This window comes from Cellulomonas soli (genome assembly GCF_013409305.1).
Classification (GTDB): Bacteria; Actinomycetota; Actinomycetes; order Actinomycetales; family Cellulomonadaceae; genus Cellulomonas; species Cellulomonas soli.
The window spans coordinates 978,643-993,482 of the sequence record NZ_JACBZJ010000001.1 but is presented as its reverse complement, the minus strand read 5'-3'; the positions used below and the strand labels follow the sequence as shown (position 1 = coordinate 993,482).

Here is a 14,840-nt window from a genome sequence, read left to right as displayed (position 1 = left end):
GTGGAACTCGCGCTCGTCGTCGTCGTAGTCGCGCTCGCACTCTCGTTCGACTACACCAACGGATTCCATGACGCCGCCAACGCGATCGCGACCTCGGTCTCGACGCGTGCGCTGACGCCCCGTGCCGCGCTCATCATGGCGGCCGTCATGAACTTCGCCGGTGCCCTCCTGGGCACGGAGGTCGCCGAGACGATCGCCAAGTCGATCGTCGACCTGCAGGACGTGTCCTCGCACCAGGCGTTGATCGTCGTGCTCTGCGCCCTGGTCGGTGCGATCGTCTGGAACCTCATCACCTGGTGGTTCGGGCTCCCGTCGTCCTCCACGCACGCGCTCATCGGCGGCCTCGTCGGTGCCGGTCTCGCAGGCGGCCTGGCCGTCTACTGGTCGGCCATCGTCGACAAGGTCGTCCTGCCGATGGTGATCTCCCCGGTCGTCGGCTTCAGCTTCGCGTTCATCGTCATGGTCGGCGTGCTGTGGATATTCCGCTCGGCCTCGCCGACGCGCACCACGCGCCGGTTCCGGCTCGCGCAGACCGCGTCCGCCGCGGCCATGGCACTCGGGCACGGCCTGCAGGACGCGCAGAAGACCATGGGCGTCATCTACATGGCGCTGCTCACCGTCGGCTGGGCCAGCGCGGACGGGGGCATCCCGATCTGGGTGAAGCTCGCCGCGGCCAGCGCCATCTCGCTCGGCACGTACTCGGGCGGGTGGCGCATCATGCGCACGCTCGGTCGGCGCATCATCGAGCTCGACCCGGCCCGCGGGTTCGTGGCCGAGTCGGTGTCCGCCGTGGTGCTCTACGTCAACGCGTTCGTGCTGCACGCCCCGGTGTCCACCACGCACACGATCACCTCGGCGATCATGGGCGTCGGCGCGACCAAGCGCCTGTCGGCCGTGCGCTGGGGCGTCGCGAAGAACATCGCCTACGCCTGGGTCCTGACGATCCCGGCCGCGGCGAGCGTCGCCGCGCTCGTCTACTGGGTGCTCAGCCCGATCCTGCTCTGACGCCAGCCCGCTGGTACGACCACGCCGGACCTGCCCACGGGGCGGTCCGGCGTCGTCGTACCCGGGGTGTGCCGGTCCACGCCGGCGGCCACGTCGCCCTCACTCGGCCGGTGGGCGGTGGGTCTCCGCAGCGACGACGCGCGGTCCCTTCGTGGTCTGCGCGACGTGCGCGACGAGCAGCTGCCCGGGGTGCAGGAACGGGTCGTGCGCCGGCAGCTGGTCGGCCACGGCCCGGCGGGCGTGCTGGGCGAGCACGTCGACGACCGTGGGCAGCACGGGCCGGTGCGTGCACAGCACCGAGTCGCCCGAGGACCGCAGCAGCTCCACGACCGCTGAGGCGACCCGTGCGGGCGAACGCTCGTGCTCGGCCTCGGTGAGCATCGCCAGCACCTGCGGCGTCGTGGTCGTCGCGATCGAGTACGGCGTGATGGTCGACCGGCACCGGGCCCACTCGCTGGTGGCCAGGCGGCTCACGCCGAAGGCGGACAGCACCGGGACCAGGGCGCTCGCCTGCCGTTCGCCCTCGCGGGTCAGCGGGCGGTCGAGCTCGCTACCGGTCCAGCCCGCGCGTCGACGCGCGCTGCCGTGCCGGGCGATGACGACGGCCCGCGTGTCCAGCCGACCCTTCTCGTAGGCCTGCACGAGCGCGTCGAGCGGCAGACGGTCGTCCTTGTTCGTCAGGCGGTGCACCGCGGTCTCGACGTCCCACCAGCGCACCTGGTCGATCTCCGTGCGCGACGCTCGCGGCACCGGTGGGCGGGCTCGCAGAGCCGTGGCGTCCCGTCGGCCGGCGACCTGGGCCGCCCAGTAGTGGACACGCTTCGTCCGGCCGTCCGAGATCCGGTACTCGAGGCCCGGCAGCGGGATCCCGAGCACGACCTCGTGCCCCGTCTCCTCGGCGACCTCACGGATCGCCGCCCCGACCGCGGACTCTCCCGGGTCGAGCTTGCCCTTGGGCCACGACCAGTCGTGATAGCGAGGACGGTGCACGAGCGCGACCTGAAGCCGGCTCAGGCGCACGCGCCAGACGAGCGCACCGGCCGCCTCGACGACGACCGGTTCCGTGCTGGTGCTCACCGCGTCGCGCCCCTCCGTCGCCTCTGCCTGGCGATGAGCGAGGCCTGCACGTCGACCAGGGCGCGCCCGTCCTGCTCGCTGCGGCGCAGCCACGTGCCCGTCTCGTCCAGGTGCCACGAGGCCGTGCCGGCGTCCATCGACTCGTCCACGAGCTCCAGCAGCTCGGTGACCTGGTCCGGGTCGGCCACGCGCACGAGCGCCTCGACGCGACGGTCCAGGTTGCGGTGCATGAGGTCCGCCGAACCGATGTAGACCTCGGGGCCCTCGAACGTCGAGTCCGGCGCGGGCGAGCTGTGCGCGAACGCGAAGATGCGCGCGTGCTCGAGGAACCGGCCGAGGACCGAGCGGACCCGGATGGTCTCGGACAGCCCCGGCACGCCCGGGCGCAGCGCGCAGATCCCGCGGACGACCAGGTCGATCGGCACACCGGCCTGCGAGGCCCGGTAGAGCGCGTCGATCGTGGCCTCGTCGACCATCGAGTTGACCTTGATCTTGATCCACGCCGGCAGGCCCGCACGAGCGGCCTCGGCCTCGCGGTCGATGCGCTCGACGAGCCCGGCGCGTACCGAGCGGGGGGCGACCAGCAGGCGGTGGAACCGCGACTTGGGCGCGTAGCCGGACAGCTGGTTGAACAGCCGGGTGAGGTCCTGCCCGACCTCCGGGTCGGCGGTCAGCAGACCCACGTCGGTATACAGCCGGGCGGTCTTCGGGTTGTAGTTGCCGGTGCCGATGTGGCAGTAGCGGCGCAGCCCGTCGGCCTCCTGGCGGACCACCAGCAGCAGCTTGCAGTGCGTCTTGAGCCCGACGATGCCGTAGACGACGTGCACGCCGGCCTGCTCGAGCTTGCGGGCCCAGGAGATGTTGTTCTGCTCGTCGAACCGCGCCTTGATCTCGACGAGCGCGAGGACCTGCTTGCCCGCCTCGGCCGCGTCGATGAGCGCGTCCACGATGGGGGAGTCGCCGGACGTGCGGTACAGCGTCTGCTTGATCGCCAGCACCTGCGGGTCCGCCGCGGCCTGCTGCAGGAACGTCTGCACCGACGTCGAGAACGAGTCGTACGGGTGGTGCAGCAGGATGTCCCGCTCGCGGATCGCCGCGAACACGTTCGTCGGGGTGGCGCTCTCCACCTCGGCCAGCTGGCGCGGCGTGGTCGGCACGAACACCGGGTACTGCAGGTCCGCGCGGTCCAGGTCGGCGATCAGGTGCAGACCGGTGTGGTCCAGCGGCGCGGGCAGCGAGTAGACCTCGTTCTCGGCCATGCCGAGCTCACGGACCAGCAGCTCGCGCACGCGTGCGCTGATCGAGTCGGCCACCTCCAGGCGCACGGGCGGGCCGAAGCGGCGCCGCAGCAGCTCCTTCTCCATGGCCTTGAGGAGGTTCTCGGCGTCGTCCTCCTCGACCTCGACGTCCTCGTTGCGGGTCACCCGGAACGTGTGGTGCTCGAGGATCTCCATGCCGGGGAACAGCTGGTCGAGGTGCTCGGAGATGACGTCCTCGACGGGGACGAACGACATCGGCCCGCGCTCGACCGAACCGGCCTTCTGGTCCGGGGCGCTCGGGCGGCCGGCGGCGTCCACGGCGATGAACCGGGGAAGCAGCGGCGGCACCTTGACGCGGGCGAAGTGCTCTTTGCCCGTCGCGGGGTTGATGACGACGACCGCGAGGTTGAGCGAGAGCCCCGAGATGTACGGGAACGGGTGCGCCGGGTCGACGGCCAGCGGTGTCAGCACCGGGAAGATGTGCCGGCGGAAGAACTTGCGCAGCCGGTCCTGCTCGGACTCGCCCAGGTCGGCCCAGTGCACGAGCGTGATGCCCTCGGCGGCCAGCGCCGGCTGCACCTGCTCGGAGAAGACCTTCGCGTGCCGCTCCATGAGCACGTGCGCGTGCTCCCCGATGCCCTCGAGCACCTGGCGCGGGGACAGGCCCGAGGCGGCCGTGACGGCCAGGCCGGTCGCGATCCGTCGCTTGAGACCGGCGACCCGCACCATGAAGAACTCGTCGAGGTTCGAGGCGAAGATCGCCAGGAACCGCACGCGTTCCAGCAGCGGCAGTGCCGGGTCCTCCGCGAGCTCGAGCACCCGCTGGTTGAACGCCAGCCAGGACAGCTCGCGGTCGAGGAACCGGTCGTCGGGCAGCGGCTCGTGCACCACCTCGGTCAGCCCGTTGCTGCCCGTCGTGGCAGGGGGCTCGAGGTGCTCGGCGATGTGCGCGGCGAGCGAGGAGTCGATGGCGGTTGCGTCCGTCATCGGACCATCGTGGCACCGCTGGGTGAACGGTGGGTATCGGTGGCGAACATGACGTCGACGGCCGACCGGACGAACCCGGCACGTTCGTAGGTGCGCACCGCCACGGTGTTGGACGCGTCCGTGTAGAGCACGACGTCGCGCAGGCCGTGCGGGTGCCGGGCCGCGAGCGTCGCCAGGCCCCGCCGGGTCAGCGCACCGCCGAGCCCGAGCCCCTGCGCGTCGGGGTCGACACCCAGCACGTAGATCTCACCCACCGGCCCCGGGCCGAGCTCGCCGGCCGCGTGCACCTTCGTCCAGACGAAGCCCAGCAGCTGCTCGTCCCGGGTGGCGAGCAGGAAGCCGTCGGCGTCGAACCAGGGCTCGGCCTCGCGGGCGCGCAGGTCCTGCGCGGTCATCCGGCCCTGCTCCGGGTGGTGGGCGAACGCCCGCGCGTTCACGCGCCGCCACGCCTCCTCGTCCTGCCCGGGTACGAACGTGCGGACCGTGACGCCGGCGGGCAGCGGGCGCCCGGGCTCGTCGTCGGCACCGTGCGGCTCGGGGAGGGTCAGGCGCATCTGCCACAGCTCGCGTACGACGGACCACGCGTCGCGTGCGGCCAGCGCCCGGGCCGCCGGGAGGTCTCCGTGCGCCCAGACCGCCAGGCGCGGCGAGCCGTGGTCGTCGGCCACCTGCCGCGCGGCCGCCAGCACGGCGGTGCCGAGGCCGCGACGGCGTGCCGCCGGGGCGACGACGAGCTCGGCCTTGACCTGCGACGCCGATCCGATGTCGAGCTGGGCGTAGGCGAGCAGGTCGCCTCCGTCGGCACCGGTCACGAGCAGGTGCTCGACGGGCGCGTCCGGTTCCTCCAGCCACAGCAGAGGCTGCTCCGACAGGGGCGCGACGCCGTCGTGGGTCGCGGTGCGTCGGGCCAGGACCCGCACGGCCTCGGCCTGCGCGGGGTCGAGCGGACCGGAGGACCGGTGCACCCGCGGCGGACCGGCCTCCGGGTGCGGGCTGCCGGTCGGTGCGCTGGTCATGGGCCCATCCCACCACGGGACCGGCCACGCGTCGGTGCCGGGGCGTCCCGGGTCGTCCCGGTTCGTCCCGGCGGGTGCCCGCGGGTGCGGCAGTCGGGTGGTCGCCCTGTGGCGGTCGTGTGACGTGCGTCCACCGGGGGTCCGCAACGCGAGGGCAGCGGGTACGTTGGACCGGTCATGGACTCCTCGGTGCGCACCCCGGACGCGAGCGCGCGGACCCCGGACCCGGCGGGTGCGCCGCAGACCGAGCAGGTGGGGCAGCCGGAGCAGGTGACCGGACGTCGGGCCCGCCGTCGGGCGCAGGTCGCAGCCGGTCCCCGCACGGTCGACGTCGACGTGGTCGTGGTCGGCGCCGGACAGGCCGGGTTGTCCGCCGCGTACCACCTGCGCCGCATCGGGCTGCTGCCGGTCGGCGCCGACGGCTGGGAGGACGCGCCCGGCACGTTCGTCGTCCTCGACGACGCCCCGCGACCCGGTGGCGCCTGGCAGTTCCGGTGGACCGGGCTGACCATGGCCGACGCGCACGCCGTGCACGAGCTGCCGGGCAAGGAGCTCGTCGTGCCCGACCTGGCGCAGCCCGCCGCGGAGGCGGTGCCCTACTACTTCGCCGAGTACGAGGAGCAGTTCGCGCTGCACGTGCAGCGCCCCGTGCGCGTCGACCGCGTCGAGGAGGACACCTCGGTCGACGGGGCGTCCGACCGCCTGCTCGTGCACACCCGCGCCGTGCAGGACGAGGACGTCCGGGTGGTCTGGCGGACCCGCGGGCTGGTCAACGCCTCGGGTACCTGGCAGAAGCCGTTCTGGCCGGTGTACCCCGGTCGGTCGGCCTTCCTGGGCCGCCAGCTGCACACCCGGGACTACCGGCAGGCCGAGGACCTCGCGGACGGGCACGTCATCGTCGTCGGTGGCGGCACCTCGGCCGTGCAGCTGCTGCTGGCGGTCTCGCGCGTGACGACGACCACCTGGGTCACCCGACGGCCCCCGCTGTGGCGTGAGGGCGAGATCACCCCGGAGGTCGGGCGTGAGGCCGTCGCGCGCGTCGACGCCCGGACCCGGGCCGGTCTCCCGCCGGAGAGCGTCGTCGGTGTGACCGGTCTGCCGCTGACCGACGCGTACCGGGAAGGCATCGCGTCGGGCGTGCTGCGCGCGCGGCCGATGTTCGACCGGCTCGTCGCCGACGGCGCGCAGTGGGACACGGTCGCCGTGCCCATCCCTGCTGCTGTGCCCATCCCTGCTGGTGTGCCCCTCTCTGCTGCCGTACCGGGCTCCTCGGCCGCGTCGAGCGCCGATGCCCTGCCGACGGCGGCGCAGCTCGGCTGGGTCGACGGCCCGGCGCACGTCGAGGCGCGCACGGTGCTGTGGTGCACCGGGTTCCGGGCCGCCCTCGACCACCTCGCGCCGCTGCGGCTGCGCGGACCGGGCGGCGGGATCGCGATGGACGGCACCCAGGTCGTCGCCGACCCCCGTCTCCAGCTCGTCGGCTACGGGCCGAGCGCCTCGACCATCGGCGCGAACCGAGGCGGGCGCGAGGCCGTCCGGAACCTGCGTCGGCTGCTGTCCCTCTAGGGCGCGGACCGGGCCCGCGAGGCCGCGCACTGCCGGCGGTTCGCCAGGAGATCGCGCACCAGAGGCCGCGCACCCCGGAGCGGGGATGCGCGGCCTCCTGGTCCCGGTGGGCGGCGTGTCAGCGTCCGCGTCCACCGGTGGCCGGTCCCGGCCGGTCTCGAGCGGTCAGCTGCACGCGACCGCGGTGCCCGCGGCCGGGGCGCTGCCCGTGCCGACGAACCCGTAGGTGGTGCTCGCGCCGGCGGCGAGCAGACCGTTCCACGGTGCGTTCGACACGGTCAGGGTGCTGCCGGACTGGCTGTAGGTGCCCGCCCAGCCCTGGACGGTGGTCCCCGCAGGGAGCGTCAGCACGGTGGACCAGCGGGGAATGGCCGCGGTACCCGCCGTGACCGTGACCGCGCCCTGGAACCCGCCCGGCCACGTGCTGCTCGTCGCGTACGTCGCGGTGCACGTCCCCGTGCCGGCCGTGGGCGTGGGGGTGGGGGTCGGCGTGGGCGTCACGGTGGGCGTGGGTGTGGGCGTCGTGGTCGGGGTGGGGGTCGGCGACGAGCCGTAGACGGTCGCCTGCACGGACGTGGCCCGCAGGCCGTTCGCGCCGTCGACCAGGCGCTTGCCCCACGTCGAGAGCTGGGCCGGGTCCCACCCGGTCACCAGGTCGAGGTACTCCACGCCACCGCCGTTGCCCGACCAGGACCAGCCGTACCAGCCGATCCCGCGGGCCTGCGCCTGCGCGAGGATCGTGTCCTCGTCGACGTCGCCGTCGGAGTGGGTGTTGCCGAACTCCCCGACGACGAGCGGCAGGCCCTTGGCCGCGAACGCGTCGAAGTAGGCGTTGATCGTGGAGGCCTGGGAGTAGACGCCGTACATGTGCACCGAGAACAGCACGTTGTGCTGCGGGTCGGCCGCGGCGACGGTCGCGGCCTGGTCGCGCATGATGCCCGCCCAGTCCTGACCCCACGACGGGGCGTCGACCACGATGTTGTGCTGCAGCCCGGCGGCGCGCAGCTTCACCACGGCGGCCGAGGTGTCGGCCGCCCAGCCGGCGTTGACCGAGGCGGTGTTGCCGTAGGGCTCGTTGCCGATGTTGATCTGGACGTAGTCCTCCTGGCCGACCAGCACGGACTTCAGGGACACGAAGTAGTCGGCGGCCTTGTCGAGCGTGACGGCGCCGGACTGCTCGCCGTAGCCGGTGGTGTCGTGGTCCTCGAGCATGCAGATGACCTTGGCCGCCTTGCACCGGGCGATGACGTCGGCCACGTCCGCGGTGTCGTTCTTCGTCCATCGGTCGCCACCGGAGAGCACGACGCGGATGGCGTTCGCGCCGGTCGCCTTGATGTCCCCGATCGCCGCGGGGGTCCGGGAGGTGTACCAGGTGTGGGCGTGGTTGATGCCGCGGGCGACGAACGGCGTGCCGTCGCGCTCGACGAGCCGTGCGCCCTCGATGTGCAGACCGACGGGGTCGGCCGCCTGCGCCGCCGTCGAGGTCAGCGACACGGCGCTCGCGGTGCCGAGGGCGACCAGCGCGGCGGAGAGCACCGCGCCGGTCAGCAGGGACGGTCGAGATCTCATGGACATCCTCGTTCCAGTTCTCGGGCGGGCAGTTCTCGGGCGGGAGGGTCTCGGGCGGGAAGGTCCCGGGGTGGAGGCTCCCGTCCGCTGGCTCGCCGGCCCCGGCGGACGGGTGCCGGCGCAAGACAACCAGGTCGGTGCGCGGGGTTCCACGGTCCTAAACGCTTCGCCTCGCGGTTCTGAGCACCCTCCGATTCGAACAGGTGTACGATGCCGGAGGATCGGCACTGGTCGGGTGAAGGGGACGAGATGGCCGGGCTGTGGGGCGTGGTGGTCGAGCAGTCGCTCGTCGACAGGGGTGCGCTGTCACCCTTCGAGGCGCTCGCGGAGCTGCCGATCGGCGCGTGGCGGCTCCTGCTGGTGCGCGTCGACGAGTCCGACCTCGCCGATGCCGTCGCGCACCTGCGTGCGGGGATGGTGCCGGCGCACGAGGAGTCCTGGTACGCGCACTTCTTCGACGACCGGCGTCTGGTGGTGGTGTTCCAGGACGCCGTCTTCGAGGTGACGCCGGACGCGCGCACCTGGGAGCCGGTCGTGATGCACGGGCTCACCCGCGGGGTGCCGCTCGAGCAGCTGGACTTCGACCCGTGCACCGTGGCCGACGCCCGGGCGCGGTTCGGCCTGGCGGCGCAGGCGCCCGCGGGCGTCCTCTGACTCTCGTGCCGTGACCGGCCCGCCCTGCCCTGCCCTGCCCTGACGGGCGGGTTGGTCGTGCCGGACCTAGCCTCGGAGCTGGAGGATCGCCTATGCCCACCCGCGAGGTCCCGCAGCCGAGTCCGTCCCGGATGGTGCCCGTGGCCGGTCACCCGCTCGTCGTGGGGGTCGTGCCGGGGCAGCCCGCGCTCGTCGTGCTCACGGCTGCCGCCTGGGCGCAGGCCGCGGGCGCCTCACAGTTGTGCTGCGCGTTCGTTGACGGCTCGCGGTACACGCGCGAGGAGCGCGACGACGGGACGGTGCTGCACGAGGCGATCGACCCGGACGGTGCCGACGACGGCTGGCAGCGCCGCCAGGAGGACATCGAGGGAACCCTTGCCGAGGTGCTCGCCGGCAGCACGGTGCCGTGGTCGTTCCGGTACCTGGCGGGCCGCGCGGACCGCGCCCTGACCCATCTCGCCCGAGCGGTGGACGCCGCGGGCTTCGTCGTCGGGACCCGCTCACCGGGTGCGGGAGCCCGCGTGCGGGAGGCCATCGAGGGGTCGGTCGCCGTCCGGCTCGCTCACCACCAGCACCGACCCGTGATGGTCGTGCCGCTCCAGGTCGTCGACTGGAAGGCCTCGCCCCGCGCGTGAGTGCGCGGGCCGTCAGAGGTCGTCCGGGACCGCTCGGTATGCTCCCGTGCGACCCCCAGGAGACCTCTTGACGACCCGTCCGGCACACCTGACGCCCTCGCTGATCCTGCTCGTCGGCCTCGGCGGCGCGGCCGGGACCGGTGCCCGCTACGCGCTGACCTCGGCCGTCCCCCCGGTCGATGGCGGCTGGCCCACGGCCACCTTCGTCGAGAACCTGGTGGGCGCGTTCCTGCTCGGCCTGCTGCTCGAGCTGCTGGTGCGTCGCGGCCCGGAGTCCTCAGGCACGCGACGCCTGCGGCTGGCGCTGGGAACCGGGGTGCTCGGCGGCTTCACGACCTTCAGCACGTTGGCGATCGAGGTCGAGCGGCTCGGCGCGGCCGGGCACGTCGGCACCGGGCTCGCGTACGGCCTGGTCAGCGTGGTCCTCGGGTTCCTCGCCGCGCTGCTGGGCGTCCTCGCCGGTGCACGTCACCACTCCTGGAGGGCTGCACGGCTGCGTCTCGACCCGGACGTCGCGGGCCCGGTCGGCCCGACGGCCGCGGGCGGGGTCGAGGAGGACGCCCGGTGATCACGCTGCTCGTCCTGCTCTTCGGTGGCCTGGGTGCCTCGACCCGGTTCGTGGTCGACGGCTCGATCCGGGGCCGGTGGGCGCGGGTGTTCCCGCTGGCCACGGTCACCATCAACGTCACGGGGTCGCTGCTCATCGGGCTGCTCAACGGCGCGCACCTGTTCCACGGGTTCGGGTCGCCCTGGTTCACCGCGGTCACCACGGGCTTCTGCGGCGGCTACACGACGTTCTCGACGGCCATGGTCGAGACCGTCCGGCTCGTGCAGGCCGGTGAGCGTGGCGTCGCGGTGGCGAACGCCCTCGGCACCCTCGTGCTCTGCGTCGCCGCGGCCTCCGCCGGTGTCGGCCTCATGTGGCTGACCGGGCGCTGAGACGGCGACGGCCCCCGGCGGCACGGGTGTGCGCCGGGGGCCGTCGAGCGGGCCTGCGTCGACCAGGTCAGCGACCTTCGAGCACGCTCACGTCGCGCACGGCGCCCTTGTCGGCCGACAGGGCCATCGCGGCGTAGGCGCGCAGCGCGGTCGAGACGACCCGCTCGCGCGAGCGCGGCCGGAACCCTCCGGCAGCCTCGAGGGCGGCCCGCCGCTCGGCCAGCACCTCGTCCGGCACCGCCAGGCGGATGCTGCGTGAGGGGATGTCGATCTCGATCGTGTCGCCGTCCTCCACGAGGGCGATGACGCCACCGGCGGCCGCCTCGGGGGAGACGTGCCCGATCGACAGGCCCGACGTGCCGCCGGAGAACCGGCCGTCGGTGACCAGCGCGCACGCGGCGCCCAGGCCCAGGCCCTTGAGGTACGAGGTCGGGTAGAGCATCTCCTGCATGCCCGGACCGCCGCGGGGACCCTCGTAGCGGATCACCACGACGTCGCCGGCCTTGACCCGCTTGGACAGGATCGCCTCGACGGCCTCGTCCTGGGACTCGGTGACCAGGGCCGGGCCGGAGAACGTGAAGATCGATTCGTCGACCCCGGCGGTCTTGACGATGCAGCCGTCGACCGAGAGGTTGCCGCGCAGCACGGCCAGGCCGCCGTCGGCGGTGTAGGCGTGCGCGACGTCGCGGATGCAGCCGCCCTCGGCGTCCAGGTCGAGGGTCTCCCACCGGGCCGACTGCGAGAACGCCGACGCCGAGCGGCGACGGCCCGGTGCGGCGTGGAACAGCTCGACGGCCTCGTCCGACGGCGACCCGCCGCGCACGTCCCAGTCCTTGAGCCAGGACTCCAGCGAGGGGGAGTGCACCGAGTGCACGTCCTGGTGCAGCAGCCCGGCGCGGTTCAGCTCGCCGAGGATCGCGGGGATGCCGCCTGCGCGGTGCACGTCCTCCATGAGGTACGTGCCGTTGGGGGCGACCTTGCACACGCACGGGACGGCTCGCGAGCGCGCCTCGATGTGCGTCAGGTCGTAGTCCAGCTCGGCCTCGTGGGCCGCGGCCAGCAGGTGCAGGATCGTGTTCGTCGAGCCGCCCATCGCGATGTCCAGCGACATGGCGTTGTCGAACGCCTCCCGGGTGGCGATCGCGCGCGGCAGCACGGAGGCGTCGTCCTGCTCGTAGAACCGGCGCGTGATGTCCACGACCGTGCGGCCTGCCTGCTCGTACAGGGCGCGGCGGGCGGTGTGCGTGGCCAGCGTCGAGCCGTTGCCCGGCAGGGCCAGGCCGAGCGCCTCGGTCAGGCAGTTCATGGAGTTGGCGGTGAACATGCCCGAGCAGGACCCGCACGTGGGGCACGCGGCCTCCTCGATGAGGTCGATGTCCGCGTCCGAGACCGTGTCGGCCACCGCGTCCGAGATCGCGGTCACCAGGTTGAGCCGGGTGCGGCTCGAGCCGTCGGTGAGGACCGTCGAGCCGCCCTCCATCGGGCCGCCGGAGACGAAGACCGTGGGGATGTTCAGCCGGAACGCCGCCATGAGCATGCCGGGCGTGATCTTGTCGCAGTTGGAGATGCAGATCAGCGCGTCGGCGCGGTGCGCCTGGACCATGTACTCGACCGAGTCGGCGATCAGGTCGCGCGAGGGAAGCGAGTAGAGCATGCCCTCGTGGCCCATCGCGATGCCGTCGTCGACCGCGATCGTGTTGAACTCGCGGGCCACCGCGCCGGCCGCGTGGATCGCCTCGGAGACGATCCGGCCGACGGGTTGCAGGTGCGTGTGGCCGGGGACGAACTCGGTGAAGGAGTTCGCGACGGCGATGATCGGCTTGCCGATGTCCTCACGGGCCACGCCGGAGGCGCGCAGGAGTGCGCGGGCACCGGCCATGTTCCTGCCGTGGGTGACGGTCCGGGATCGCAGCTGAGGCATGGGACCCATCTCAGCACTCCGCCGGGCAGGACGACGCCGATGACCGCGCCGCGGACGCCGGCCGTGCGTCCAGGTGCCCCGAGGCGTCCGCGGCGCGGTGCTCAGGCGGCCGGGGGCGCCGACAGCCCGGCGGCGATGAGGTCCATCACGGAGGAGTCCGCGAGCGTCGTGGCGTCCCCGACCGTGCGGTGCTCGGCGACGTCGCGCAGCAGGCGGCGCATGATCTTGCCCGACCGCGTCTTGGGCAGCTCGGGGACGACCAGCACCTGCCGCGGCTTGGCGATCGGGCCGATCGCGACGGCGACGTGCCGGCGCAGCTCCTCCTGGACCTCCTCGGCCGGACGGTCCAGTGCGGCGGCCTCCGCGCGCAGGATGACGAAGGCCACGACGGCCTGCCCGGTCATGTCGTCGCTCGCCCCGACGACGGCCGCCTCGGCGACCGACGGGTGCGAGACGAGGGCCGACTCGATCTCGGTGGTCGACAGCCGGTGGCCGGACACGTTCATCACGTCGTCGACCCGGCCGAGCAGCCAGATGTCGCCGTCGGCGTCCTTCTTCGCGCCGTCGCCCGCGAAGTACAGGCCGGGGAACCGTGACCAGTAGGTGTCCTTGTAGCGCTCGCGGTCGCCCCAGATGCCGCGCAGCATCGCCGGCCACGGCTCGCGCACGACCAGGTAGCCGCCCGCGCCGTCGGGCACGGACTTCGCCTCGTCGTCCACGACGTCCGCCGCGATGCCGGGCAGCGGGACCTGGGCGGAGCCGGGCTTCGTGCTGGTCACGCCCGGGAGAGGGCTGATCATGATCGCGCCGGTCTCGGTCTGCCACCACGTGTCGACGATCGGGGCCCGGTCTCCGCCGATGGTGCGGCGGTACCACATCCAGGCCTCGGGGTTGATGGGCTCACCCACGGAACCGAGCACGCGCAGGCTCGACAGGTCGAAGGACGCGGGGATGTCGTCGCCCCACTTCATGCACGTACGGATCGCCGTAGGTGCGGTGTACAAGATGGAGACGCCGTACTTCTGGACGATCTCCCACCAGCGTCCCCGGTGCGGGGTGTCGGGCGTGCCCTCGTAGATGACCTGCGTGGCGCCGTTGATCAGCGGTCCGTAGACCACGTAGGTGTGCCCGGTGATCCAGCCGATGTCGGCCGTGCACCAGTAGACGTCCGTCTCGGGCTTGAGGTCGAAGACCGCCCGGTGCGTGAACGCGGCCTGCGTCAGGTAGCCGCCCGTCGTGTGCAGGATGCCCTTCGGGCGACCCGTGGTGCCGGAGGTGTACAGGATGAACAGCGGGTGCTCGGCGTCCACGTCGACCGGGGTGTGCCGCTCGGAGGCGGCGTCGACCACGTCGGACCACCAGACGTCCCGGCCGGGCGTCCAGTCGACGGTCTGACCGGTGCGTCGCACCACCAGCACGTGCTCGACGCTCGGCGCACCCTTGGCGAGCGCCTCGTCGACCGCGGGCTTCAGCGCGCTCGGAGTCCCCTTGCGGTACCCGCCGTCCGCGGTGACGACCAGCGTCGCGGCGGCGTCGACGATCCGGGAGTGCAGCGCCTCGGCGGAGAAGCCGCCGAAGACGACCGAGTGCGGTGCGCCGAGCCGCGCGCAGGCCAGCATCGTGATGACGGCCTCGGGGATCATCGGCAGGTAGATCGCGACCCGGTCGCCCGTGCCGACACCCAGCGACGCCATCGCGTTCGCAGCCCGCGACACCTCGCGCTGCAGGTCGGCGTACGTCAGGGTGCGGGTGTCCCCGGGCTCGCCCTCGAAGTGCAGGGCCACCCGCTCGCCGTGGCCCGCCTCGACGTGCCGGTCGACCGCGTTGTACGCCGCGTTGAGCCGCCCGTCGGCGAACCACCGGACGAACGGCGCCTCGGACCAGTCGAGCACCTCGGTGAACGGCCGCGTCCAGGTCAGCAGCTCGCGGGCCTGGTCGGCCCAGAAGTCCGGCCGGTCCGCCGACGCCCAGGCGTACACGTCCGAGCCGACGTTGGCCTGCGCGATCATGGCGGGGTCCGGCGGGAAGCGCCGGTCCTCGGTCGACAGGTTGTCCAGCGCGGCCGGCGCGGGTCCGTCCGCGGGCCCAGCGGGCACAGGGGGCACAGGGGGCACAGGGGGCACAGCGGTCGACGGGGTCGGGGTGGCGTGGGGGGTCTGGGTCACGGGTTCTCCTGCGCAGCGACGATGATGCGAGTAGGACGTAGGTCCCG

Annotated in this window: 12 protein-coding genes; 6 read left to right on the top strand and 6 right to left on the bottom strand. The window is 73.1% G+C overall.

Features of this window, described 5'->3' with window-relative positions; genetic code table 11:
- Entirely contained in the window at positions 1–1,005 is a 1,005-nt protein-coding gene (locus BKA22_RS04505; RefSeq protein ID WP_146954059.1) for an inorganic phosphate transporter, read from the top strand.
- Positions 1,006–1,104: 99 nt separating this feature from the next.
- On the opposite strand, the gene BKA22_RS20265 is transcribed toward BKA22_RS04505, so the two are convergent.
- From BKA22_RS20265 to mshD, 3 genes are read right to left on the bottom strand one after another with little or no spacing between them, the layout of a single operon-like run.
- Positions 1,105–2,082 (bottom strand): NUDIX hydrolase, encoded by a 978-nt coding sequence (locus BKA22_RS20265; protein ID WP_146954058.1) that lies wholly within the window; start codon positions 2,080–2,082, stop codon positions 1,105–1,107.
- Positions 2,079–4,328: an RNA degradosome polyphosphate kinase gene (locus tag BKA22_RS04495; RefSeq protein WP_146954057.1), complete on the bottom strand. Its 2,250-nt coding sequence runs from the start codon at positions 4,326–4,328 to the stop codon at positions 2,079–2,081. The genes BKA22_RS20265 and BKA22_RS04495 overlap by 4 nt, the downstream gene beginning before the upstream one ends.
- Positions 4,325–5,344, bottom strand: a complete 1,020-nt coding sequence (mshD, locus tag BKA22_RS04490; RefSeq protein WP_146954056.1) for a mycothiol synthase — start codon at positions 5,342–5,344, stop codon at positions 4,325–4,327. The genes BKA22_RS04495 and mshD overlap by 4 nt, the downstream gene beginning before the upstream one ends.
- Before the next feature lie 177 nt (positions 5,345–5,521).
- Here mshD and BKA22_RS04485 point away from each other — a divergent pair, with 177 nt between their 5' ends.
- Positions 5,522–6,910 carry an NAD(P)-binding domain-containing protein gene (locus BKA22_RS04485; RefSeq protein ID WP_146954055.1) on the top strand — a complete coding sequence of 463 codons (1,389 nt, stop codon included), beginning with the start codon at positions 5,522–5,524 and terminating at the stop codon, positions 6,908–6,910.
- Between the two features lie 165 nt (positions 6,911–7,075).
- Here the strand turns inward: BKA22_RS04485 and BKA22_RS04480 are convergent, their stop codons facing one another.
- Positions 7,076–8,479: a cellulase family glycosylhydrolase gene (locus BKA22_RS04480; protein ID WP_146954054.1), complete on the bottom strand. Its 1,404-nt coding sequence runs from the start codon at positions 8,477–8,479 to the stop codon at positions 7,076–7,078.
- A gap of 210 nt (positions 8,480–8,689) precedes the next feature.
- Here BKA22_RS04480 and BKA22_RS04475 point away from each other — a divergent pair, with 210 nt between their 5' ends.
- From BKA22_RS04475 to BKA22_RS04460, 4 genes are all read left to right on the top strand, one after another.
- Positions 8,690–9,133, top strand: coding sequence for a hypothetical protein (locus BKA22_RS04475; RefSeq protein WP_146954053.1), 444 nt, complete (start codon positions 8,690–8,692; stop codon positions 9,131–9,133).
- Between the two features lie 92 nt (positions 9,134–9,225).
- Entirely contained in the window at positions 9,226–9,768 is a 543-nt protein-coding gene (locus BKA22_RS04470; RefSeq protein WP_146954052.1) for a universal stress protein, read from the top strand.
- A gap of 67 nt (positions 9,769–9,835) precedes the next feature.
- The gene (locus BKA22_RS04465) at positions 9,836–10,336 is read left to right on the top strand and encodes a fluoride efflux transporter FluC (protein WP_146954051.1); all 501 of its coding nucleotides are present in this window, start codon (positions 9,836–9,838) and stop codon (positions 10,334–10,336) included.
- Positions 10,333–10,707, top strand: coding sequence for a fluoride efflux transporter FluC (locus BKA22_RS04460; RefSeq protein ID WP_146954050.1), 375 nt, complete (start codon positions 10,333–10,335; stop codon positions 10,705–10,707). Before BKA22_RS04465 ends, BKA22_RS04460 begins: the two co-directional genes overlap by 4 nt.
- A 67-nt stretch (positions 10,708–10,774) precedes the next feature.
- Here BKA22_RS04460 and ilvD read toward each other — a convergent pair whose 3' ends face one another.
- Positions 10,775–12,628, bottom strand: coding sequence for a dihydroxy-acid dehydratase (gene ilvD / locus BKA22_RS04455; RefSeq protein WP_146954049.1), 1,854 nt, complete (start codon positions 12,626–12,628; stop codon positions 10,775–10,777).
- 101 nt (positions 12,629–12,729) lie between these two features.
- The gene (gene acs / locus BKA22_RS04450; protein ID WP_146954133.1) at positions 12,730–14,724 is read right to left on the bottom strand and encodes an acetate--CoA ligase; all 1,995 of its coding nucleotides are present in this window, start codon (positions 14,722–14,724) and stop codon (positions 12,730–12,732) included.
- Positions 14,725–14,840 lie beyond the last annotated feature (116 nt).

Coding starts and splice junctions, on each gene's coding strand:
- BKA22_RS04495 (WP_146954057.1), bottom strand. CDS start 4,328: ATGACGGACGCAACCGCCATCGACTCCTCGCTCGCCGCGCACATCGCC.
- mshD (WP_146954056.1), bottom strand. CDS start 5,344: ATGACCAGCGCACCGACCGGCAGCCCGCACCCGGAGGCCGGTCCGCCG.
- BKA22_RS04485 (WP_146954055.1), top strand. CDS start 5,522: ATGGACTCCTCGGTGCGCACCCCGGACGCGAGCGCGCGGACCCCGGAC.
- BKA22_RS04480 (WP_146954054.1), bottom strand. CDS start 8,479: ATGAGATCTCGACCGTCCCTGCTGACCGGCGCGGTGCTCTCCGCCGCG.
- BKA22_RS04475 (WP_146954053.1), top strand. CDS start 8,690: ATGCCGGAGGATCGGCACTGGTCGGGTGAAGGGGACGAGATGGCCGGG.
- BKA22_RS04470 (WP_146954052.1), top strand. CDS start 9,226: ATGCCCACCCGCGAGGTCCCGCAGCCGAGTCCGTCCCGGATGGTGCCC.
- ilvD (WP_146954049.1), bottom strand. CDS start 12,628: ATGCCTCAGCTGCGATCCCGGACCGTCACCCACGGCAGGAACATGGCC.